The sequence below is a fragment of the Actibacterium naphthalenivorans genome, assembly GCF_014196965.1.
In the GTDB taxonomy this organism is placed as follows: Bacteria; Pseudomonadota; Alphaproteobacteria; order Rhodobacterales; family Rhodobacteraceae; genus Actibacterium_A; species Actibacterium_A naphthalenivorans.
This window is the reverse complement of record NZ_JACIEQ010000006.1, coordinates 50,850-71,215: the sequence shown is the minus strand read 5'-3', so window position 1 is coordinate 71,215 and position 20,366 is coordinate 50,850. Positions and strand designations below refer to the sequence as shown.

At 64.6% G+C, this 20,366-nt stretch carries 23 protein-coding genes; 5 read left to right on the top strand and 18 right to left on the bottom strand.

All coding sequences use genetic code 11. The features are described from left to right. Window positions 1-61 precede the first annotated feature (61 nt). The 6 genes from GGR17_RS16965 to ectA form a co-directional block, all read right to left on the bottom strand. Window positions 62-1,765 carry a BCCT family transporter gene (locus GGR17_RS16965; RefSeq protein WP_054539090.1) on the bottom strand — a complete coding sequence of 568 codons (1,704 nt, stop codon included), beginning with the start codon at window positions 1,763-1,765 and terminating at the stop codon, window positions 62-64. Window positions 1,766-1,809: 44 nt separating this feature from the next. Continuing rightward, window positions 1,810-2,226 carry a universal stress protein gene (locus GGR17_RS16960; protein ID WP_037209180.1) on the bottom strand — a complete coding sequence of 139 codons (417 nt, stop codon included), beginning with the start codon at window positions 2,224-2,226 and terminating at the stop codon, window positions 1,810-1,812. A 191-nt stretch (window positions 2,227-2,417) separates the two neighbouring features. Continuing rightward, complete coding sequence (locus tag GGR17_RS16955; protein WP_054539091.1) at window positions 2,418-3,839, bottom strand: aspartate kinase; 1,422 nt, start codon at window positions 3,837-3,839, stop codon at window positions 2,418-2,420. 1 nt (window position 3,840) lies between these two features. Then, on the bottom strand, window positions 3,841-4,242 hold the full coding sequence (locus GGR17_RS16950; protein ID WP_054539092.1) for an ectoine synthase: 402 nt from the start codon (window positions 4,240-4,242) through the stop codon (window positions 3,841-3,843). 4 nt (window positions 4,243-4,246) lie between these two features. Continuing rightward, window positions 4,247-5,533 carry a diaminobutyrate--2-oxoglutarate transaminase gene (gene ectB, locus GGR17_RS16945; RefSeq protein WP_054539093.1) on the bottom strand — a complete coding sequence of 429 codons (1,287 nt, stop codon included), beginning with the start codon at window positions 5,531-5,533 and terminating at the stop codon, window positions 4,247-4,249. Between the two features lie 43 nt (window positions 5,534-5,576). Next, window positions 5,577-6,107 (bottom strand): diaminobutyrate acetyltransferase, encoded by a 531-nt coding sequence (ectA, locus tag GGR17_RS16940; RefSeq protein ID WP_054539094.1) that lies wholly within the window; start codon window positions 6,105-6,107, stop codon window positions 5,577-5,579. 240 nt (window positions 6,108-6,347) lie between these two features. On the opposite strand from ectA, the gene GGR17_RS16935 reads away from it, so the two are divergent. Continuing rightward, the gene (locus tag GGR17_RS16935; RefSeq protein WP_054539095.1) at window positions 6,348-6,830 is read left to right on the top strand and encodes a MarR family winged helix-turn-helix transcriptional regulator; all 483 of its coding nucleotides are present in this window, start codon (window positions 6,348-6,350) and stop codon (window positions 6,828-6,830) included. A gap of 10 nt (window positions 6,831-6,840) precedes the next feature. Here the strand turns inward: GGR17_RS16935 and GGR17_RS16930 are convergent, their stop codons facing one another. The 12 genes from GGR17_RS16930 to yajC all read right to left on the bottom strand — a co-directional run bounded on the left by GGR17_RS16930 (window position 6,841) and on the right by yajC (window position 16,626). After that, window positions 6,841-7,716 (bottom strand): nitrilase-related carbon-nitrogen hydrolase, encoded by an 876-nt coding sequence (locus GGR17_RS16930; RefSeq protein WP_054539096.1) that lies wholly within the window; start codon window positions 7,714-7,716, stop codon window positions 6,841-6,843. 23 nt (window positions 7,717-7,739) lie between these two features. After that, a complete protein-coding gene (asnB, locus tag GGR17_RS16925; protein ID WP_082386599.1) occupies window positions 7,740-9,263 on the bottom strand; it encodes an asparagine synthase (glutamine-hydrolyzing) in 1,524 nt (507 codons plus the stop codon). A gap of 377 nt (window positions 9,264-9,640) precedes the next feature. Next, entirely contained in the window at window positions 9,641-10,153 is a 513-nt protein-coding gene (locus tag GGR17_RS16920; RefSeq protein ID WP_054539098.1) for a DsbE family thiol:disulfide interchange protein, read from the bottom strand. 13 nt (window positions 10,154-10,166) lie between these two features. Next, complete coding sequence (ccmD, locus tag GGR17_RS16915; protein WP_037209196.1) at window positions 10,167-10,346, bottom strand: heme exporter protein CcmD; 180 nt, start codon at window positions 10,344-10,346, stop codon at window positions 10,167-10,169. After that, complete coding sequence (locus GGR17_RS16910; RefSeq protein WP_054539099.1) at window positions 10,343-11,074, bottom strand: heme ABC transporter permease; 732 nt, start codon at window positions 11,072-11,074, stop codon at window positions 10,343-10,345. Before GGR17_RS16910 ends, ccmD begins: the two co-directional genes overlap by 4 nt. Window positions 11,075-11,130: 56 nt before the next feature. Continuing rightward, window positions 11,131-11,787, bottom strand: coding sequence for a heme exporter protein CcmB (gene ccmB, locus GGR17_RS16905; RefSeq protein ID WP_037209199.1), 657 nt, complete (start codon window positions 11,785-11,787; stop codon window positions 11,131-11,133). After that, complete coding sequence (ccmA, locus tag GGR17_RS16900; RefSeq protein ID WP_037209212.1) at window positions 11,784-12,398, bottom strand: heme ABC exporter ATP-binding protein CcmA; 615 nt, start codon at window positions 12,396-12,398, stop codon at window positions 11,784-11,786. The genes ccmB and ccmA overlap by 4 nt, the downstream gene beginning before the upstream one ends. Window positions 12,399-12,533: 135 nt before the next feature. Beyond that, the gene (locus GGR17_RS16895) at window positions 12,534-12,893 is read right to left on the bottom strand and encodes an Mth938-like domain-containing protein (RefSeq protein WP_054539100.1); all 360 of its coding nucleotides are present in this window, start codon (window positions 12,891-12,893) and stop codon (window positions 12,534-12,536) included. A gap of 9 nt (window positions 12,894-12,902) precedes the next feature. Beyond that, window positions 12,903-13,655: a sulfite exporter TauE/SafE family protein gene (locus tag GGR17_RS16890; RefSeq protein WP_054539101.1), complete on the bottom strand. Its 753-nt coding sequence runs from the start codon at window positions 13,653-13,655 to the stop codon at window positions 12,903-12,905. Continuing rightward, window positions 13,648-14,616, bottom strand: coding sequence for a protein translocase subunit SecF (gene secF / locus GGR17_RS16885; protein WP_054540400.1), 969 nt, complete (start codon window positions 14,614-14,616; stop codon window positions 13,648-13,650). The genes GGR17_RS16890 and secF overlap by 8 nt, the downstream gene beginning before the upstream one ends. 10 nt (window positions 14,617-14,626) lie before the next feature. After that, window positions 14,627-16,288 carry a protein translocase subunit SecD gene (gene secD, locus GGR17_RS16880; protein WP_054539102.1) on the bottom strand — a complete coding sequence of 554 codons (1,662 nt, stop codon included), beginning with the start codon at window positions 16,286-16,288 and terminating at the stop codon, window positions 14,627-14,629. A gap of 11 nt (window positions 16,289-16,299) precedes the next feature. Next, window positions 16,300-16,626 carry a preprotein translocase subunit YajC gene (yajC, locus tag GGR17_RS16875; protein WP_052071468.1) on the bottom strand — a complete coding sequence of 109 codons (327 nt, stop codon included), beginning with the start codon at window positions 16,624-16,626 and terminating at the stop codon, window positions 16,300-16,302. Between the two features lie 179 nt (window positions 16,627-16,805). Between yajC and GGR17_RS16870 the strand changes: the two genes are divergently transcribed. The 4 genes from GGR17_RS16870 (at window position 16,806) to eda (ending at window position 20,365) form a co-directional block, all read left to right on the top strand. Continuing rightward, a complete protein-coding gene (locus GGR17_RS16870) occupies window positions 16,806-17,543 on the top strand; it encodes a trypsin-like serine peptidase (protein ID WP_082386600.1) in 738 nt (245 codons plus the stop codon). 80 nt (window positions 17,544-17,623) lie between these two features. Next, window positions 17,624-18,916, top strand: coding sequence for a serine--tRNA ligase (gene serS, locus GGR17_RS16865; protein WP_054539104.1), 1,293 nt, complete (start codon window positions 17,624-17,626; stop codon window positions 18,914-18,916). Next, window positions 18,916-19,605, top strand: a complete 690-nt coding sequence (locus GGR17_RS16860; RefSeq protein WP_054539105.1) for a hypothetical protein — start codon at window positions 18,916-18,918, stop codon at window positions 19,603-19,605. The genes serS and GGR17_RS16860 overlap by 1 nt, the downstream gene beginning before the upstream one ends. A gap of 115 nt (window positions 19,606-19,720) precedes the next feature. Then, window positions 19,721-20,365, top strand: a complete 645-nt coding sequence (gene eda / locus GGR17_RS16855) for a bifunctional 4-hydroxy-2-oxoglutarate aldolase/2-dehydro-3-deoxy-phosphogluconate aldolase (RefSeq protein ID WP_054539106.1) — start codon at window positions 19,721-19,723, stop codon at window positions 20,363-20,365. Window position 20,366: the final 1 nt, after the last annotated feature.

Here is a 20,366-nt window from a genome sequence, read left to right as displayed (position 1 = left end):
ACAAGCGCGTCATCACGGGCGCACGGGCGCGACGAGGCGCCCGTGCGGGTTGTTTGGTGGCTCAGCTGTTCCGGCGCTCTTGAATGAGGCCTTTCAGGATGGCCCAACAGATCAGCAGCAGTATTACAGTGAACGGCAAGCCCGTGGAGATCACCATGGCCTGCAATGCGCCAAGCCCGCCGCCGATCAGAAGCGCAATCGCCACAAGCCCCTCAAATGTGCACCAGAACACGCGCTGCGGCACCGGCGCGTCAACCTTGCCGCCAGCCGTGATCGTATCGATGACCAGTGAACCGGAATCCGAAGACGTCACGAAAAACACGATGACCAGGATGATTCCGATGGTCGAGGTGATCGCAGCGAAGGGCAGCCCTTCGAGCATCGCGAACAGAGACAGGGGCGGGTTGTAGCTGTCGATCACCTGCGCCTTGACCGCGCTCGCGGCCGGGTCCGCAATCACTTGCTCGATCGCGGCACCGCCGAAAACGGCCATCCAGAGTACGCACACCAGAGACGGAATGATCAATACGCAGGTCACGAACTCACGGACCGTTCGACCGCGGCTAACCCGGGCTATGAACATGCCGACGAAGGGTGACCAGGAGATCCACCAGGCCCAATAGAAGGCCGTCCAGCCTTGCATGTAGCCCGTGTCTTCGCGCCCATGCGGGATCGAGAGCGGAATGACCTCCTGAAAATAGGCGACGATGCCCTTTCCGAACCCGGTCATGATTGTGGCCGCACCTGCCGCGAAGAGCACGAAAAGCAACAGCAACAGCGCCATGCCCATGTTGATTTCGGACAGCACCTTTACCCCCCCATCAAGGCCACGCAGGACCGAACCCAGCGCGACAAGCGTGATTGCGATGATCAGGATCACCTGCACGGTCACGTTGTTGGGCAGGCCGTACACATATTCCAGACCGGCATTCGCCTGCTGCGCGCCAAAGCCGAGCGAGGTTGCAAGACCGAAAAGCGTGGCAAACACGGCGAGCGTGTCGATGATATGCCCGGTCCAGCCCCAGACCCGTTCGCCGAAGATCGGGTAGAAGGCGGAGCGGATCGTCAGCGGCAAGCCCTTGTTAAAGGAAAACAACGCGAGTGCGAGCGCGACAACAGCATAGATCGCCCAGGGATGCAGCGCCCAATGATAGGACGTTGCCGCCAGTGCCATGCGCCGGGCGGCGGCCACGTTTTCGGGTATCAGGGCGCCGTCTTCCGTGAAGGGGCGAACGACGCCCAATGGCTCGTCCCCCCATGGCGTGCCGAAGTAATAGACCGGCTCCAGCACCCCGAAGAACATCAGACCGATCCCCATACCCGCGGCAAACAGCATCGCGAACCAGCCGGGGTAGCCATAGTCAGGCTTTGCGTCCTTGCCACCGAGCCGGACGGAGCCGAACGGTGAAACGATGAGGAACAGGCAGAATACGACGAAAATGTTTGCCGACCACAGGAAGAACCAGTCGAAATTCGAGGTCAGATAGGCGCGCATTCCCAGATCGCAAAAGGCACCGGCCTCGCAGGTATCGCTCGGGTCGATGCCGTTGAATACGGCATCTGCGCTTCCGGGCGCAAACAGCGCATAGGCCACAAAAGCCATGATGGAGAGCGCCGAGATCAGGAAGACCGGGTTGTGAATGTCGAGCCCGAAGGGCCCGACCTGCGTTTCGAAATTGTCCTGACCGATCTCGTAGTCCGTCTCGATAATGTGGGATGCGCCTTCTGGCGCGGGGATCCCCTGATTTGTGGTTTCGTCGGCCATCTGCGGCCTCCCTGTTCACTGTCGTTGTTTTGTCCGTGTACGACTCAAGAGCGTACCACCATCACCGAGCATTTCGCATGCTCGGCCAGTTTTCCGCCGTTGGAGGGCCAGATATAATCCATGACATTCGGCACGTGGCTGGCCATCACGACAAGATCGGCGCCGGTTTCATCGATTGCGCGCATCAGCGCATCGTCGACCTCGGTCGTCGGGTCATGTGCGATGGCGGTATGCGCCGAGGTTTCGACGCCGTGCCTGGCCGCCTCCGCCTCGGCGAATGCGGCAAGCTTTTGGCCGAACTCTTCCGGGTTATGCGCCAATTGGCTGGGTAGAGACGAGGTGACGCCCACATATACAACCGGCACGCCGTAGTGTTTTGCCAGATCGGCCGCGCAGTCGAGCGCGGGCCCAAGCCGTTCGACATGTGCCAAATCGACCGGTGCCATTATCCGTTTGAACATTACTTCTCTCCCGATTGACGCGGCCGAAGGTCGGCTTGCCGCTCGGGGCGCGTGGCCAAGCCTCCGGTGATTTGCAGGGCCGCCGGTTCTTTGTCCCCTTGGATCAGGCTAAACGAATCGTGGCCCCGAAAGCAAACGGGTGCGTCGAACCGTGCCCTGAATGCGACATGTCGGGCTGGGCCCTCGGGGCGCTAAGCGGCGATTGTCATCGCGACGGTCGTTGATTGAGCGAAGAAGCTTCTGTGCAACGCCGCTATCGCGGGATCGCGGTCCGTGCGGTTCAGAATGAACTGAGTGTCGACGTTGCGCGGGCCTTGCGCCGCGCCAAGGGGCGTCAGCTCTGCGTCTTCCAGGGCCCGAAGCCCGCGCGACATCACCTTCAGTCCTGTCAGGTCGCGGCCCAGCACACAGACCAGTGCCAGCTTGTTGGTGGTGATCTCGGCTTGCGGGTATCTCGCGGCAAGATCGGCCTCCACCCGGCGCATGGACTTCAAGGAGGTGTCGACGTAATGCGTGATCGTGTTCGCGTTCGAAACTTTCGAGACGATCCGCACATTGTGGCGTGTCAGAATCTCGAGGATCGCCGCGTCATAACCCTTCACGCCGACCATGTCCTGTTCGAACACCTCCAGCGCGATGATATCGAGGCCGGTGACCAACTCGACCGCCGGATCTCCAGCAGCCTGGTCGTCGACGATCGTGCCAGGGTGGCCCGGCTCGAACGCGTTGGTGACACGCAGGGGCACGCCCGCCTGGCGCAGTGTCTTTGCCGCGGACGGGTGGATCGCTTCCATCCCGAGATTGGCCATCTGGTCTGCCACGTCGTAATTCGTGTGACCGAGCGTTTGCACGGCATCCTCTCCGACAAGGTTCGGGTCGGCGGAAGAAAGATGGAATTCCTTGTGGATGATCGCCTCACGCGCACCTGTCAGCGCTGCGAGTTGTGAGAACGTCACCTCCGAATAGCCGCGGTCATATTCGCGCATCAGCCCCTGGCGGCATTGCGCGTAGCCGGTGACGATGGGCAATTCAACGTGTGTATCGATCCCCTCCATCGCGCTTTCGATCCGTTCATCCAGGGTCAGGTCATCCTCATCGCGCCAGCCCGACAGGTCTACGAAGCGCGCATTCACGCCTGCACGTTGCAGCATCAGGGTCGCGACATAGGCCGAATGCGCCTCTCCCAGCCCCGAGAGCAATTCACGGATCTGCATCAGGTGCGTGTTCAGGCGAAAATGCCCGTAGGAGCACAATCGCTGCAGGTCGATCAGGCAGTTGCGCGCACCTTCGATCCGGTCCTGCACAAACGTCGTCGCCTGCGCGATGTCTCCGGGATGATCGAGCACTGTCTGGTGGGCGTCCACCATTGCCGCGCTCGCACGGCTCAGCGCGTCATGCCAGCCGTGATCGTCCTCGGCATTGGCGAAGGCGGCGTAGACACCTGCCTGCCTGGTCTTCTTGTGCTCCAGCAGCAGGTTCGTGACCCCGCCAAAGGCCGAAACCACGAAGATACGGCCATAACGCGGCGCGCCGTCTTCCAAGAAAAGCGTATCACGCAATTCATGTAGACGGGACATGGACGTCCCGCCGATCTTTTCCACGGTGTGGGTCATCTCAGGCCTCGACGTTCTCAGGTGCAGCGTAGGAGCCATCCTCACGGTGCACTTCCTTGCCTGTCACCGGCGGGTTGAAACAGCAGGCCATGACCAGTTCCTCCTCCGCACGAAGGATATGCCGGTCGTGCTTGTCGAGCGCATACATCACGCCGGGCCTGATGTGATGGGTCTCGCCGGTGGCCAGATCGGTGATCGAGCCGGAGCCCTTCATGCAATAGACGCTCTCGAAGTGGTTCTTGTATTCGAACGTGTGCTCCGATCCCGGTTCGAGAAAGGTGATGTGGAAGGAAAAACCCATTCCGTCATCCGCCAATAGCATGCGCACGCTGGACCACTGCGCGTCCGATACCACGCGGTCGCGATCCGACTCGATGATCTCGTTGAAATCTCTGACAATCATTGTGTTACTCCGCTGCAACCTTGAAATTACTGGTGACGCTTCGTGCCGCATCGATGAGAATATTCAGCCCCTTACCGAGAGTGGCGTCGGAAATTGTCAGTGGCGCAAGGATCTTGACCACCTCGTCATTGGGGCCGGAGGTCTCGACGATCAGGCCCTCGCAAAAGGCATGGGCGCAGATATTGCCGGCCAGGTCACCAGAGCCCACATCGACCCCGCGCATCATGCCACGCCCCTTGAGATAAGCGCCGGGGATCATGGCTGCGATGGTTTTCAGTCCGTCCTCGACCATGGCGGCGCGGCGTGAAACATCCTCTTGCAGCCTGCCATCGGACCAGAACTTCTGAATCGCGACGCGTGCGGTGACAAAGGCGTGGGTGTTGCCGCGGAACGTGCCGTTATGCTCGGCCGGTCCCATCACATCATGTTCGGGCCGCACGAGGACCAGCCCCATCGGCAGACCGAAGCCGGAAACGGATTTCGCCAGCGTGACGATGTCGGGCGTAATCCCCATCTCGTCAAAAGAGAAGAAGCTGCCCGTCCGTCCGCAGCCGGCCTGGATGTCATCGATGATCAGAAGCGCGCCGTGGTCCCTGGCCAGCTGCGCAACGCGCGCGATCCATTCGGGGCTTGCCGCGTTCAACCCGCCTTCGCCCTGCACGGTTTCCAGCAGGATCGCGGCGGGGGCGTCCATGCCGGACGAGGCATCTTTCAGCATCGCCGCGAGCAGATCGCAGGTATCGAACTCCGCGCCCATGTAACCGTCATAGGGCATGCGCGTGACGTTGTTCAGCGTCGTGCCCGCGCCTCCGCGGTGGTAGCTGTTGCCGGTCGCGGCCAGCGCACCCTGTGTCACACCGTGGAAGCCGTTGGTGAAGGCGATCACATTGGTGCGGCCTGTCGCCTTGCGGGCGATTTTCATGGCAGCTTCCACCGCATTGGCACCGGTCGGCCCGACAAACATCAACTTGTGATCCATGTCGCGGGGCTTGAGGATGTTTGCCTCGAAGGTTTCAATGAAGGCCCCTTTGGCCTCGGTGTGCATATCAAGCCCGTGGGCAATCCCGTCGCCTGCGATATGATCGATCAGCGCCGCCTTCATATCCGGGTCATTGTGCCCGTAGTTGAGCGACGAACAGCCCGCGAGGAAATCGATATAGCGCCGCCCGGCGGTGTCCGTCATCTGAGCGCCCTGCGCAGTGGTGAAAACCGTGTCGAAGCCGCGGCAATAGCTGCGGGCTTCGGATTCACGGCGTTTGAAAATAGGCATTTTGGAGGTGTTCGTAGACATACGACCTCTATCAGGTTTGTTGATGAAAAGGATGAAGTGTGGCTCAGGCGGCTTGCGCCATGTCTCGCGCCAGGGGGATCGTCACGAGGTTTTCGGTCTGGTGCCGGTTCTGGAAATGCAGGGCCTGCGTGTAGTAAGGCTGCACATCCAGCTTGGCGCGCTGCACTTTGCCGAACTTGCGGAACAGCGCCCAGGATGCCTCGTTTTCAGAGGTGATCGTCGTTTGCACTCGCTTCACGTCATCACAGGCATCGCGGCCCAGAATCGCCTGCAGCATGAGCGTTCCAAGGCCGAGCCCCCGGGCATTCTCGGCGACGGCAACCTGCCAGACAAAGAGCGTCTCGGGATCGTTCGGCATCACATAGGCAGAAATCCAGCCGACAGCCTCGCCCTTGAGTTCAGCCAGCACACAGGTGTCCGCAAAGTGATCGCACTGGATCATATTGCAATACATGGAGTTTTCATCAAGCGGCTTGCACGCCCGCACCAGTTCCCAGATCGCAGCACCATCCTCGGCCCGTGGCATGCGCAGGTTCGGAATGTTAGCTCTGGCTAGATCGCGGGAATGATGCATCTCGTCTGCTCCTATTTGGTTTGAAATTCGAAATATCAAGGATAGGTCATTATTTCAACAGGCAAAGCATATTATTCACGATTTGCTCAAATATTGACTTTTTTCCTTTAGCTTATGGGTTGTAAAATCTTAACCCCCAAACCACATGCGTATAGACATGCTTTTTGCGACAAAGCAATAACAGCTTCACAAGGAGGGACATCCCGCATATACTTTGCTTTCCAAAACAATGAGACCCTGATGGATCGTATCGACACCAGTCTGATTGCCTTGCGTCGCATTCTGCGCGCGACCGATCTGTTCGGACGGGAAATCAAGCAAACCGCGGGTGTGACGCCGGTACAGTTCCGGGTGTTGCAGATCATTGCCGAAACCGGCAATGCAACGGCCAAAACCATCGCGCAACGCATGCGGGTCTCTCAGGGCACCGTGACATCGCTTGTCGACAGGCTCGTGCGCGAGGGTATGGTGCTGCGCGAAAAATCCACCCTGGACCGGCGTCAGACCAACATCCACATCACGCCAAAGGGCACCCAAACACTGGCCGATGCGCCCGACCCGCTGCAACAGCGCTTTGTGCGCAAGTTCGCGGCCATGGAGGATTGGGAACAGGCCATGCTGGTCGCAAGCCTCGAACGTGTCGCGGCCATGCTTGACGCCGACGACATCGACGCCTCACCGGTGCTCGATACCGGCGACATCAAGCAGCACAGCGAAAGCTGAGCCTGCCGCCCTACTCCTCTTCCCGCACGACGTCCGGCACACCGAGGCGGTCGATCAGGCGGTTGGTCTCGCGCTGGACCAGGGCGAGGTTGCTGTCGCGGACCGTGGGCAGGAGCGCGCGGGCCTTGCGGATATCGGCGTAATCGAGCCGGGCGGTAATCAGTTCTTCATCGCCACCGCCCTGTGCCAGCACACGACCGAACGGATCGAGGATGCGCGAGCCACCCCAGAAACTCAGATCGCCTTCCCGTCCGACACGGTTGGTCATGATGACGGGCGCTCCGTACATCATCGCGTAGAACTGGATCGTCGTCGCCCAGGACAAAGGATTGTCGAACTCATCGCCCACGGCTTCGCGCCCGCTTGAGATGGGCGCGGTCAAGAGCGTCGCGCCATGCAGGAAAGCAAGATGCGCAAGCGCCGGATTATAGAGGTCGGCGCAAATCAGAAGACCAAGCACCCAGTCCTCGGTCATGGTGTGTGTGTCCACGAACCGCCCGTGGGCGTAGTACTTGGTCTCGATGAGGCGCCCGTAAGAGGGCAGATTGATCTTGCGGTGGATATAGCGCAGCCGGCCGTTCTGAAACACGGCCGCGGCATTGTAGAATTGCGCCCCCCGCGCCTCTTCCACAAAGCCGACGATGATCTTCATGTCCCCCGCGGCGCGGCTGAGCTCCAGCAGGCGCGGGTCGTCTCGGGTCATCACGACGTCCAGCAGCGCCTCGGCCCCGTAGTGCCCAACAAGCGACAGCTCGGGAAAGACGAGCAGATCCACACCAATGGACGCGGCGCGGGCGACGTAGTCGTGATGCTTCGCGAAATTGACGTCGAGACCGCTGGTTTCAGACGCGATCTGCGCAGCGCCGACGGTGAGAATACGGCTCATGGTGATTGCTCTCCCGCGTGCGCTCAGACGGCGACGCGCTCGTCGGTCCAACTGCCTGCGTTCTCGAGAATCCGGTCGGCATCGATGAACTGCTCGCGCAGGATACGCTCGTAGAGCGCCGCCTCCTGTTCCCGGTCCACGGGCCTGTCCGTTCCCAGCAGTTTCCGCAGCGCGACCTGCAGCGCCTCCACCGTGCCCGAACCCTCGTCGAACTGCGCCTTCTTGCGCCAGACGAGATCGGTGGGCAGCAGGTCGGCACAGGCCTTGCGCAGGATCCATTTTTCGGTTGTCGGGCCGGTCGACTCGACAGTCGCGGGATCGGTCTTTCGAAGCTTCAACTCCGCCGGGATAGACTGCGCGAAGTCGATCAGTTCGCGGTCGAGAAAAGGCGTCCGGGCTTCAAGGCTCTCGGACATCGTGATCCGGTCGACGCGCTGGAGGTTGATGTTGTGCATCGTCCCGAGCGAGCGGGTAAGCTCGTCAGCCAGGGCGCGGGGGTCGTCGACATAGCCGTGGTGATAGGTGTACCCGGCAAAGAGCTCGTCCGCGCCTTCCCCGGTCAGCACGGCCTTGACGTCTTCGCGGGCAAGCCGGGCGGCGAAAAGCGTCGGGATGGCGCTGCGCACCAGATCGACGTCAGCCGATTCCAGATGGTAGATGACATGCGGCAGCGCCTCCGCGAGGTCATCGGCGGTAAAGACCCATTCCCGGTGGTTCGAGCCGATATGCTCGGCCACGGCCCGGGCGGCCGCGAGATCCGGCGCGCCTTCGAGCCCGACGGCGAAGGTACGCAAGGGGCCCCGCCCCGTCTCTTGCCGCACCTTCTGCGCGATTGCGGCGATGATCGAACTGTCGAGACCGCCCGACAGGAAAGACCCCACCTCGACATCGGCGACCATCCATTTCGCGACGGCCTCCTCCAGCACCAGCCGAAGTTCTTTCGCCGTATGCTCGACATCCAGACCCTCTTCCGCCTCGGCCGCGCCGTGCGGGGTGCGATACCACTGACGCCACCCGTCACGCGTGTCGTACAGACCGCCCGGCGGGATGAATTCGACGGATGTGACCGGAACACCATCGAAGGCCTTGAGTTCCGAGGCAAAGGCCACGCCCTCGCCCAGCCGGGCCATGTAAAGCGGCTTTATCCCGAGCGGATCGCGGGCGGCGATGATCCGGTCGCGCGTGGCAAGGACGAAGGCGAACATGCCATCAAGCTTGCTGATCCAGCGGCTGGCGCCGGACCGGAACAGGTGCAGGATCGTCTCGCTGTCGCTTGCGGTCTCAAAAGCGCTGTCGCCGAGGATCGCCCGCAGGTCTTCGTGGTTATAGATCTCGCCATTGACCACAAGAATATCGTCCGTCTGGTGGATAGGCTGCGCGCCATCTTCGGTCCCGATGATCGAAAGCCGGCAATGTGCCATGACCACCGGCGCGTTCGGCAGACGCGCAACCGCGAGCGCATCGGGCCCCCGGTGGGCAATCTGGCGGATCATACGCTCCGCAAGGTCTTCATCACCGACACGCCAAAGACAAACAAATCCGCACATTGGGTCACCTCCGCCGTCCTCTTACCAGAGGGCCGTCGCAGACGAAACCCAAGTCCCGCCCCGGTCGCGGAGCATTCGCGTTGCTGGCGTGACCTGCGCACAGCGCATGAAGCGTGGCTGCGCGTCGCACACACCCCATTCAGGGCCGGCGTGATCGGTATGAGCCGTGGCTGGTCAGGCCCGCGCGCCACAAAGCAGGCCAGGTGATATGACCGCCCGCAGAGCGCTTTGCCAGCCTTCGATACCGGCAGCTATCCGGCCAGCAGCGACGGGATCAAGCCCCGGCACCGGTTTGGCAAGGGCTTCGGCGGGTTTCTCATAGCGCATCCTTCTGATGATCTCAGATCAATGGACCACCACTTGCCGGGACCAAAGAGCTAGCGCGCGGCCACCATCGCCGGCCGGATCGTCTTTTCCAGAACCTGCGTGGTCATCGGCCCGGCGAAGCGCAATATGACCTTGCCGCTGCCATCGATGACAAAGGTCTCCGGCACCCCGTAAACCCCCCATTCCAGCGCCGTGCGCCCGGTGCCGTCGGCAACGATGGCGGCATAGGGATCGCCCAGCTCCTCCAGAAACCGCAGCGCCTTTTCCGGTTCGTCCTTGTAATTGATGCCGTAGATCGTCACGCCCTCGTCCGACAGCCTCTCGAGGATCGGATGTTCGGCCCGGCAAGGCCCGCACCAGCTGGCCCAGAAATTCACCAGCTTGACGCCGGGCGCCTGCAGATCCGCATCGGTAAAGGGCGCGCTGTCTCCCAGGGGCGTGACCGTCATCGCCGGAGCCTGCTGGCCGATGCGGGTCGATGGCAGCGCATCGGGATCTTCACGCACCATGCCGTACAGGAACAGCCCCGCCAGCGCCGCGAAGATCAGCGGCGGCAGGATCATCAGTATGGAAATCCTAGGTTTGGCCATTGTCACCCCGTTGTTTTTCGCCCCGCCGCTGTTCAACCGCATCAAGCTGCCGCCGCACCCGCGCGCCGCGCCACAAGGTCAGCCCCACAAGCCCCGCCAGAAGCGCCAGCGTGACACCGTAGGAGGAAAGCACCGCAACCGCGTATTTCCCCAGATCGGGCATCATGCCATCCGCTCCCGCGCGATCAGCGCCTGCAACCGCCGGGCGCGAATCTCGGTCCGGGTGCGGGCCAGAACCAGCGCCACGAACAGCAGCCCGAACCCCGCGATACAGATCAGCAGCGGGATGTAGAACACATCGGCCACGTTCTCCTCGGCATCCATCGACAGCGAGGCGCCCTGATGCAGGCCCTGGTTCCAGAAGTTCACCGCATAGCGGCTGAGCAGCGCGAAGACTGAGCCGACCATGCACAGAACCGATGTCAGATCGGCCGCCGTATCGGGGCTCTCGATCGCCTCCCACAGGGCGATGTAGCCAAGGTAGAACAGCAACAGGATCAGGAAAGAGGTCAGCCGCGGATCCCAGGCCCAGTAGGTCCCCCACATCGGTTGCCCCCACAGCGCGCCGGTGAACAGCGCGATCAGCGTCATCACCATGCCGATCGGCGCCGCCGCCCTGGCCGCCAGCGCCGAAACGTGGTGCCGCCGCACGAACCAGACCAGCGAGGTGACCAGCATCATAAGCCAGGCATTGATCGCCATCAGCGCCGCGGGCACATGGATATAGATGATCTTGACGGTCGCGCCCTGCTTGTAATCGTCGGGGGTGAAGAAGAACCCCCAGATCAGCCCAGTGCCCAGCGTCAGCGCCGCCAGCACCGCGACAACGGGCAGCAGAACCGATGTGGTCTGCATGAATTTCTTCGGGTTTGCATATTGCCAGAGCGATGCCATGGGCGTTTTCTTAGGTCCTTGTTGCGGGGTTCTCAACTGAATAGCGCGTGATCCCCCTAGCGCAGGTTGACGCGGATCGCCGCAGCGGCGGCAAAAGGCAGCAACGCGACCGAGGCAAGCGTGATCCCCGCCAGCATCAGCGCCGGCGTGCCCGCCGCCAGCCCGGCCGCCCCGCGCTTCACCGTTTCGGCGCCAAAGATCAGCGTCGGCACGTAAAGCGGCAGCACCAGCAGCGAAAGCAGCAGCCCGCCACGCTTCAGCCCCACGGTCAGCGCCGCCCCGAAACTGCCGATCACCGAAAGCGCCGGCGTGCCGAGCGCGAGACTCAGCACCAGCCAGCCATAGCCCGCCCCCTGAAGGTTCAGCAACAAGCCCAGCACCGGCGCGGCCAGCACCAGCGGCAGGCCGGTGGTCACCCAATGCGCCGCCGCCTTCATCGCCACGACCCCTTCCAGCGGGATCGGCGCCGTCGCCAGCAGATCCAGCGATCCATCCTCGAAATCCAGCGCAAAGATCCGGTCCAGCGACAGCAGGCACGACAGCAGCGCCCCGACCCACAGGATGCCCGGCGCGATCACCGAAAGCACGCCGCTCTCCGGCCCGACCCCGAAGGGCACCAGAACCGTCACGATCAGGAAAAACGCCAGCCCTAGGCCGAACCCGCCCCCGGCCCGCATCGCAAGCACCATGTCACGGGCAAAAAGCGCGATCATGCGAAGGCCTCGTCGAAATCGTCCAGCCGCTGCGGCGCCGCCCGGAAGCGGCTGACATCCAGCACCTCCGCCGTAAAGCCCAGATCGATATGGGTGGCGATCAGCGCCATGCCCCCCGCCGCCAGATGCGCCCGCACCGCCGCCCCGAACAACGCCACCGATGCCGCATCCAGCGATACGGTCGGCTCATCCAGCACCCAGATGGGGCGCCCGGTCACCAGCAGCCGCGCCAGCCCCAGCCGCCGCTTCTGCCCGGCCGAAAGGTTCTGCGCCTGCCGGTCCGCCAGGTCGCCCAGATCGAACGCCGCCAGCGCGCCCTCGATCCCCGACGTGCCAAAGATCCGCGCCCAGAACCGCAGGTTCTCGGCCACGCTCAACACTGCCTTCAGCCCGTCCGCATGGGCGGCATAGGCGATGCTCTCGGGCGGCGCCGAAACCGCCCCGGCCAGCGCCGGCTGCAACCCGGCCAGCGTCCGCAGCAGGGTCGTCTTGCCAATCCCGTTGGGACCGCGCAACAACAGCGCCGTACCGGGGCGCACCGCAAAGCACACCCCTTCCAGCACCGGCATCCCGCCGCGCGCACAGGCCAGATCTGTCACGGTCATATCCATGGGCTCACGGCTTATCCGATTGGAAAGCCCGGGCAAAGCGCGAACTGCCCGCAGGCGCGATGCGCCGCGGCCCTTCTTCATCTTTCCCGAAATATCCCCGCCGGAGGCATGAAACCGCCGCGCAGCGGCCGGCCCTCACGCCGCCACGGGCAGCAATGCCGCGGCGATGCGCCGCCCCTCGCTCAGAAGCACGTTATAGGTGCGCGCGGCGGCGGGGCTGGCCATGATCTCCACCCCCAGCCCGGCCTCCTCCAGCACATCGCGCAGCGCGGCGGGAATATGGGCGATCTCGCCCCCGGTGCCGATGAACAGCACATCGACCGACCCCGCAAGCGCCAGCAACGGGCCGGCATCCTCCAGCCCGCCCCACAGCGCCACACCCGCGTCCGACACCAGCACCGCCCCCGAATGCACCACGCCGCCGACGCGAAAGAAACCGGGGCCATAGCCCTGAATGGGCCGGGCGTTGGAATAGGTGATCTCGTTGAGCCGCATGAGGTGATGTTAATCCCAAAGCGGCAGGCCGACAAGCACCGCCCCGGCGATGACGCCATAGCCAAGCAGGCGGTACACCGACTGATAGGCCGGGTTGAACACCGCCTGGCCGATCGCCGTTCCCACCATGTAAACCGGCGTCGCCAGCAGGCCCTGCCACAGAACCGGCCCGGTGATCACCCCCTGCGCCGCCAGTTGCGGGATCATCAGCACCCCCAGCAGGGTCAGGAAACACAGCGTGTTGGCCCGCGTGATCACCACCGGCTCGTCGCCCGACAGGTTGAACAGAATCACCACCGGCCCGGTCAGCCCGGTCAGCCCGCCGATGAAACCCGCGGCGCCGCCCACCGCCGCCAGCGCGGCCCGGTTCGGCGCCATCGACCGGCGCCAGCCCAGCGTCATCGCCGCAAGGCTCAGCAGGATCAGCCCCGAGATCAGCCAGCGCAGCGGCAGCACCTCCATGCTGCGCAACAGCCAGATGCCCGGTACCAGCGTCAGAAAGGCGGGCACCAGCATCCACAGCACCCGCGCCCGGTCCGCCTGCCGCCAGGCGCGGGGCAGCACCGTCACCGTCGAGCCGAGCGCCGAAACCGCCATGATCCCCACCGCAAGCTGCGGCGGAACGAAGATGCTGGCCAGCGGGATGAAGATCAGCGCCGCGCCGAAGCCGGCAAAGCCATAGACCAACCCGGCCAGCAAAAGCACCAGAAGCAGCAGCACCAGGCCCTCGGTCTGAAGCGCGAGGGCCAGCCCCTCAGGCATCGGTGTTGCCGAACTGGGTGCCGGCGGCCTTGTCGGTCTTCGACCAGTCGCGCTTGACGCCCAGGAACAGCACGATGTTCTTGGCCACGAAAACCGAGGAATAGGTGCCGACGATCACGCCCCACGTCATCGCGAAGACGAAGCCGCGGATCACGTCGCCGCCCAGCACCAGAAGCGCGATCAGCGCGATCAGCGTGGTGCCCGATGTCATCACGGTGCGCGAAAGGGTCTCGTTGACCGCAAGGTTCATCACCTCGCGCAACTCCATCTTCTTGTATTTGACCAGGTTTTCGCGCAGCCGGTCGAACACCACCACGGTATCGTTGATCGAATAGCCCACGATCGTCAGCAGCGCCGCGATGATCGCCAGATCGAACCTGATCTGGAACGCCGCGAAAATGCCGATGGTGACGATCACGTCATGGATCAGCGCGGCCACCGCCCCCACGGCGAACTGCCATTCGAAGCGCAGCCAGATGTAAATCATCACCGCGCCCATCGCCAGGCCCACGGCCAGCAGCGCGGTCTGCACCAACTCGCCCGAAACCTTGGGCCCGACGCTCTCGACCGAGGCGAAGGTGATGGCGCCGTCCACCGCTTTCAGCGCGGCCTCGACCGCCTGGATGGTGCCCGGCGTGATCGCCTCCTGATCGCCTTGCGCCTGAATGCGGATCTGCGCCACGTTCCGCTCCGCGCCGAAGCCCGGATCGAACACCTGGGTGATGGACACGTCACCCAGGTTCAGCGGCGCCAGGGCCGCGCGATAGGTGGCCACATCCACCGATTGCGTGCTTTCGGTGCGGATGGTCGTGCCGCCGCGAAAGTCGATGCCGAAGTTCAGGCCCAGCACCAGAAAGGCCAGGATCGAAAGGATCACCGCAACCACCGACGCGCCGAAGGTCAGGCGCGCGTGGCGGAAGAAATCCCAGTTGGTCTCGGAGGAAACGAGTTTCAGGCGCATCATATCTTTCCTACACCGTGATGGTCTTGGGACGGCGGCGTTCCATCCAGATCACGATGATCAGCCGTGTGACGAAGATCGCGGTGAAGACGGAGGTCAGGATCCCCGCGCCCAGCGTCACCGCGAAGCCGCGCACCGGACCCGAGCCCAGCATGAACAGGATGACCGCGGTGATCAGCGTCGTGATATTGGCGTCCACGATCGCCGACAGCGCCTTTTCATAGCCCAGATCAATGGCCCGGGCCGGGCCCTTGGCACCCTTCAGCTCTTCGCGGATCCGTTCGAACACCAGCACATTGGCGTCCACCGCCATGCCGATGGTCAGCACGATGCCGGCGATGCCCGGCAGGGTCAGCGTGGCGCCAATGGCCGACAGCAGGCCAAACACCATGCCCACGTTGATCAGCAGCGCGATATTGGCGATGATCCCGAACCAGCCATAGCTGAACGCCATGAAGATCAGCACGGCGGCAAAGGCCACAAGGCAGGCCACCTTGCCCGCCTCGATGCTGTCGGCGCCCAGTTCGGGGCCGATGGTGCGCTCTTCCAGAAAGGTCAGCTCTGCCGGCAGGGCGCCGGCGCGCAGCAGAACGGCAAGCTGGGTGCTTTCCTCGACCGTGAAATTGCCCGAGATCTGGCCCGAGCCGCTGCGGATCGCCTCGCGGATCACCGGGGCCGAGACCACCTCGTTATCGAGCACGATGGCGAAGGGCGAGCCTACATTCTCTACCGTGTAGTCGCCGAACTTGCGCGCCCCGGCGGGGTTGAAGCGGAAGGTGACCACCGGCAGGCCGTTCTGGTCAAAAGCGGGCTGCGCGTCGGTCAGATCCTCGCCGCTGACGACGGGGGTCTGTTCGATGATGTAATAGGTGGCCGGATCGTCAAGCGAGGGCAGGATCAGGTTGCGCGCCCCGGCGGGCTGATCGGGGTTGGCGGTGCGCCCCACCACCGGGTGAAAGGTCAGGCGCGCGGTGGTGCCGATCAGCGCCTTCAGCTCATCGGCCGATCCGATGCCGGGCACCTGGATCAGCACACGGTCATCGCCCTGGCGCTGAATCGTCGGCTCTCGGGTGCCGACCTCATCCACGCGGCGGCGTATGATTTCCAGGGTTTGCTGGATGGTGCGATCGTCGGTGGCCTGCTTTTCGGCCTCCGACAGGGTCACGACGATCACGTCGCCCTCGCCCTGCACCTCGATATCGTTCGAGCCCACCCCCGTCAGAGAGACGATGGGCCGGGCCAGTGCGCGCACGGCCGACAGCGCGGCCTGCATCCCCTCGGGCTGGGAAATCCGCACCCGCAGCTGATCGGGCGGCGAGGGCTGCCGGCGGATCGTGCCCACCGTCGCGCGTTCATCGCGCAGCGCGTCGCGCACCTCGGGCCACATACCATCCAGCCGGGTGGCATAGACATCGGCCACCTTCACCTCTGCCAGCAGATGCGCGCCGCCGCGCAGATCAAGGCCGAGGTTGACAAGCCCCGAAGGCAGCCAGCCCGGCCACGCCCCGGCGGCGGCCTCCCTCTCCGGCGTGGCGCCGGCGGCCTCGATGGCCTTCACCGCGTCGTTATGGCCCTCGACGCGCTCATAAAACAGGTTGGGCATGGCATAGAGCAGACCCAGCGCACAGACCGTTGCGATAACGATCCGTTTCCAGAGAGGGATGTTCAGCATGGAGCGTCAACTCAGGCTTTTTCTGCGGGTTCGGTCTTGGACAGTACGGTGGCGATGGTCGACCGCACGACACGCACCTTCACGCCTTCGCCCAGTTCAACCTCGACCTCGTCATTTTCCTTGACCTTCAGAACCTTGCCGATCAGCCCGCCCTGGGTGACGATCTGGTCGCCCCGGCGCAGGCCCTCGACCATGGCGCGATGCTCTTTGACCTTCTTCTGCTGCGGACGGATCAACAGGAAATACATGATCGCGAAGATCAGGATAAGCGGAACGAAGCTGGTGAACGCGCTCCCGGCGCCCCCGGCGGCCTGAGCGAAAGCAGGCGTTGCAAACATGTGTATGTCCCCGTGTGATGTGCGGCGGTTTCCCGCCCTGTCGGAATGGCGCGCACCCTAGCCGTGCCCCGGTGGCTTGGCAAGGCGATGCGGACGCGTCGTTTTCACGGTTCAAACCGGCCCCCGCCTGAGGCATATGGGAAGCTACGCCCGGCCCGTCAATTCGGGGGATCGCCGAAATGCCACAAGTGCCGAAACCACGCGCGCGGCGCCTTGCCACGGCGTTCTGCCTGTCGCTGGCCGGTTCGGCGCTGGCCGATCCCGCGCTGCCGCCCGCGCCGCTGCCCGAGGCCGAGCAGACCGCCTGGCACGCCATCGGCCGGCTGACCCGCTACAGCCCCGACAACCCCAACACCTGCACCGCCACGCTGGTCGCGCCCGACCTGGTGCTGACGGCGGCCCATTGCGTGACCGCGCCCGGCAGCGGCGCGCCGGTCCCGGCCTACCGGCTGCACTTCATCGCCAGCGGCCATGCCGAGCGCTATCTGCCCCACCGCATCGGCGCCGAGGTGATCCTGCCCGAAGGCTTTTCCGGCCCGGCCCGCGCCGGCGCCCCCGACGACATCGCGCTGCTGCGCCTCGCCGCCCCCTTCCCGCCAGAGATCGCCACGCCCCTGCCGCTGGTGCCGCTGGCCTTCGCCGCGCCTCCTTTCGCCATCGTCGGCTATCGCGGCGATACCCCCGGCCTGCTGTCGGGCCATGACGATTGCACCCTGACCGCGCGGCGCCCCGATGTCATCGGGCTGAGCTGCGCGGTGGTCACCGGCAATTCCGGCGCGCCGGTGCTGACCCGGCTGCCCGACGGCTGGTACGTGGTCGCGGTGGTCTCGGCCAGCGCGGGCAGCCACCCGATGCTGCGCGCGGTCGCGGTGCTGCCGGCCGGGGCGATCGCGGCACGCATCAGGCGCGGCGGATAGGTGCGGCGATTTCATGGTTTAAAACGCTCTGGTCATCGGGCATATGAGGCGCCAGGACCGCGCCAACCGAGGACACCGAAATGCACGACATCAAAACCATCCGCGAGAACCCCGCCGCCTTCGACGCGGCCCTCTCCCGCCGCGGGGCCGCACCGGTGTCTTCGGCAATCCTGGCGCTCGACGAAGCCCGCCGGGCCAAGATCCTGGCCGCCGAAACCGCGCAGGCCGAACAGAACAAGGCCTCCAAGGAGGTCGGCAAGGCCAAGGCCAGCGGCGACGAGGCCGGGTTTGAACGGCTGCGCGCGCTGGTGGCCAGCAAGAAGGCCGAGATCGCAGAGCTGAAACAGGCCGCAAGCCTGGATGACGCCGCCCTCACCGATCTGCTGATGACCATCCCCAACCTGCCCGCCGACGATATCCCCGACGGCGCCGACGAAAGCGGCAATGTCGAGATCCGCCGCTGGGGCAACCCGCGCAACTTCGCCTTCACCCCGAAAGAGCATTACGACCTGCCCGCCGTGCAGGACGGCATGGATTTCGAAACCGCCGCCAAGCTTTCGGGCGCGCGTTTCGTGCTGCTGTCGGGCGCGGTGGCGCGGGTGCACCGCGCGCTGGCGCAGTTCATGCTGGACACTCATACCGAGGAAAACGCCCTGACCGAAACCATCACCCCGGTGCTGGTGCGCGAAGAGATGATGTATGGCACCGGGCAACTGCCGAAATTCGGCGAAGACAGTTATCAGACAACGAACGGCTGGTGGCTGATCCCCACCGCCGAGGTGACGCTGACCAACATCGTCAACGGCATGACGATCGAGGAAAGCTACCTGCCGCGCCGCTACGTGGCCCACACCCAGTGCTTCCGCTCCGAAGCTGGCAGCGCCGGCCGCGATACCGCCGGGATGCTGCGCCAGCACCAGTTCGAAAAGGTCGAGATGGTCAGCGTGACAAAACCCGGCGAGAGTGATGCCGAGCACGCCCGGATGACGCGCTGCGCCGAAATGATCCTTGAAAAACTGAACCTTCCCTACCGCACCGTGGTGCTGTGCACCGGCGACATCGGCTTCGGCGCGCGCCGCACCCATGACATCGAGGTCTGGCTGCCGGGCCAGAACTGCTACCGCGAGATCAGCTCGGTTTCCACCTGCGGCGATTTTCAGGCCCGCCGGATGAACGCGCGGTTCAAACCCGCGGGCGGCGGCAAGCCGGAATTCCTGCACACGCTCAACGGCTCGGGCCTTGCGGTCGGGCGCTGCCTGATCGCGGTGCTCGAGAACGGGCAGCAGGAAGACGGCTCGGTCACCCTGCCCGACGCGCTGCACCCCTGGCTGCGGGGCAAGACGCGCATCACCCCGCAGGGAGAGCTGGCCTGATGGATCCGATCAAGGCCGTCCTCACCTTCTGCGCAACGCTGTTCTTCGTGCTCTCGCCATTGCTGCAGGGCGGGTTCGGCGGGTTCGATCCGGCGCAGTTCCCGGTGCCGCAGGATGGCCCGCCGGCCCAGCCCGCCGGATACGCCTTCGCGATCTGGGGGGTGATCTACCTGTGGCTGCTCGTCTCGGCCGGCGCCGGCCTCTTTCTGCGCGCCAAGGACGCGGCGTGGGAGGAAACCCGCCTGCCGCTGATCCTGTCGCTCGCACCCGGCGCGGCATGGATCGGAGTGGCAAAGCTCAGCCCGGTCTGGGCCACCGCCCTGATCATCTGGATGCTGGTCACCGCGCTGGTGGCGCTCAGCCGTACCCCTCAGCGTGACCGCTGGCTGCTGCAGGCGCCGGTGGCGCTCTACGCGGGTTGGCTGACGGCGGCCACCTGGGTATCGGTGGCCCTGGTCGGGGCGGGATACGGCATCGGGCCGGGAGAAACCGGCTGGGCCGTCATCGCACTGCTGGGCGCGTCGGGCACCGGCGCGCTGATGCGCACCCGCGCCCCGGAATACGGTCTGGCGCTGCTCTGGGCGCTGGTCGGCGTGGCGGTGGCCAATGCCGGGCAGAACACCCCGGTGGCCCTGCTGGCCGGGGCCTGCGCCCTCGCGGCCGGCGCACTCACCTGGTGTCGCCGCTGATCCCCTTCATCTTTCCGAAAATATCCCCGCCGGAGGCATAAAATCCAGACCCCCTTCCGACAGGCGCGACGGCAGGCTACCTATAGCCTCAGTACCCCAACCCGAGGACAGCCCCATGACCCCCGCCGCGGCCAGTGAAAAGACGATGGAACTCTGCCAGCTCGCACCGGTCATCCCGGTGCTGGTGATCGAGAACGCCGCCCACGCCCGCCCGCTGGCCGAGGCGCTGGTGGCCGGCGGCCTGCCGGTGCTCGAGGTCACGCTGCGCACCCCCGCCGCGCTGGATGCGATCCGCGAGATGGCGCAGGTGCCGGGCGGCATCGTCGGCGCCGGAACGCTGCTGACCCCGGCCGATGTCGACGCGGCCGTCGCGGCCGGGGCGCTGTTCGGCGTGTCGCCGGGCGCCACCGACCGGTTGCTCGGCGCCTGCGAAGCAGCGGCGCTGCCGATACTGCCCGGCGCCGCCACCGCGACAGAGGCGATGCGGCTGCTCGAACGCGGCTACAGGGTGCAGAAATTCTTTCCGGCCGAGGCCGCAGGCGGGGCGAAATTGCTCAGGGCGCTGGCCGCGCCGCTGCCGCAGGTGCGGTTCTGCCCCACCGGCGGGATCAGCCTCGCCAATGCGCCGAGCTATCTGTCACTGCCCAACACGGTCTGCGTCGGCGGTTCCTGGGTCGCGCCGAAAGAGCTGATGGAGCGTGGCGACTGGGATGCGATCACCGCGCTGGCGGCGCAGGCGGCGGCACTCGTCACCGCCTGAG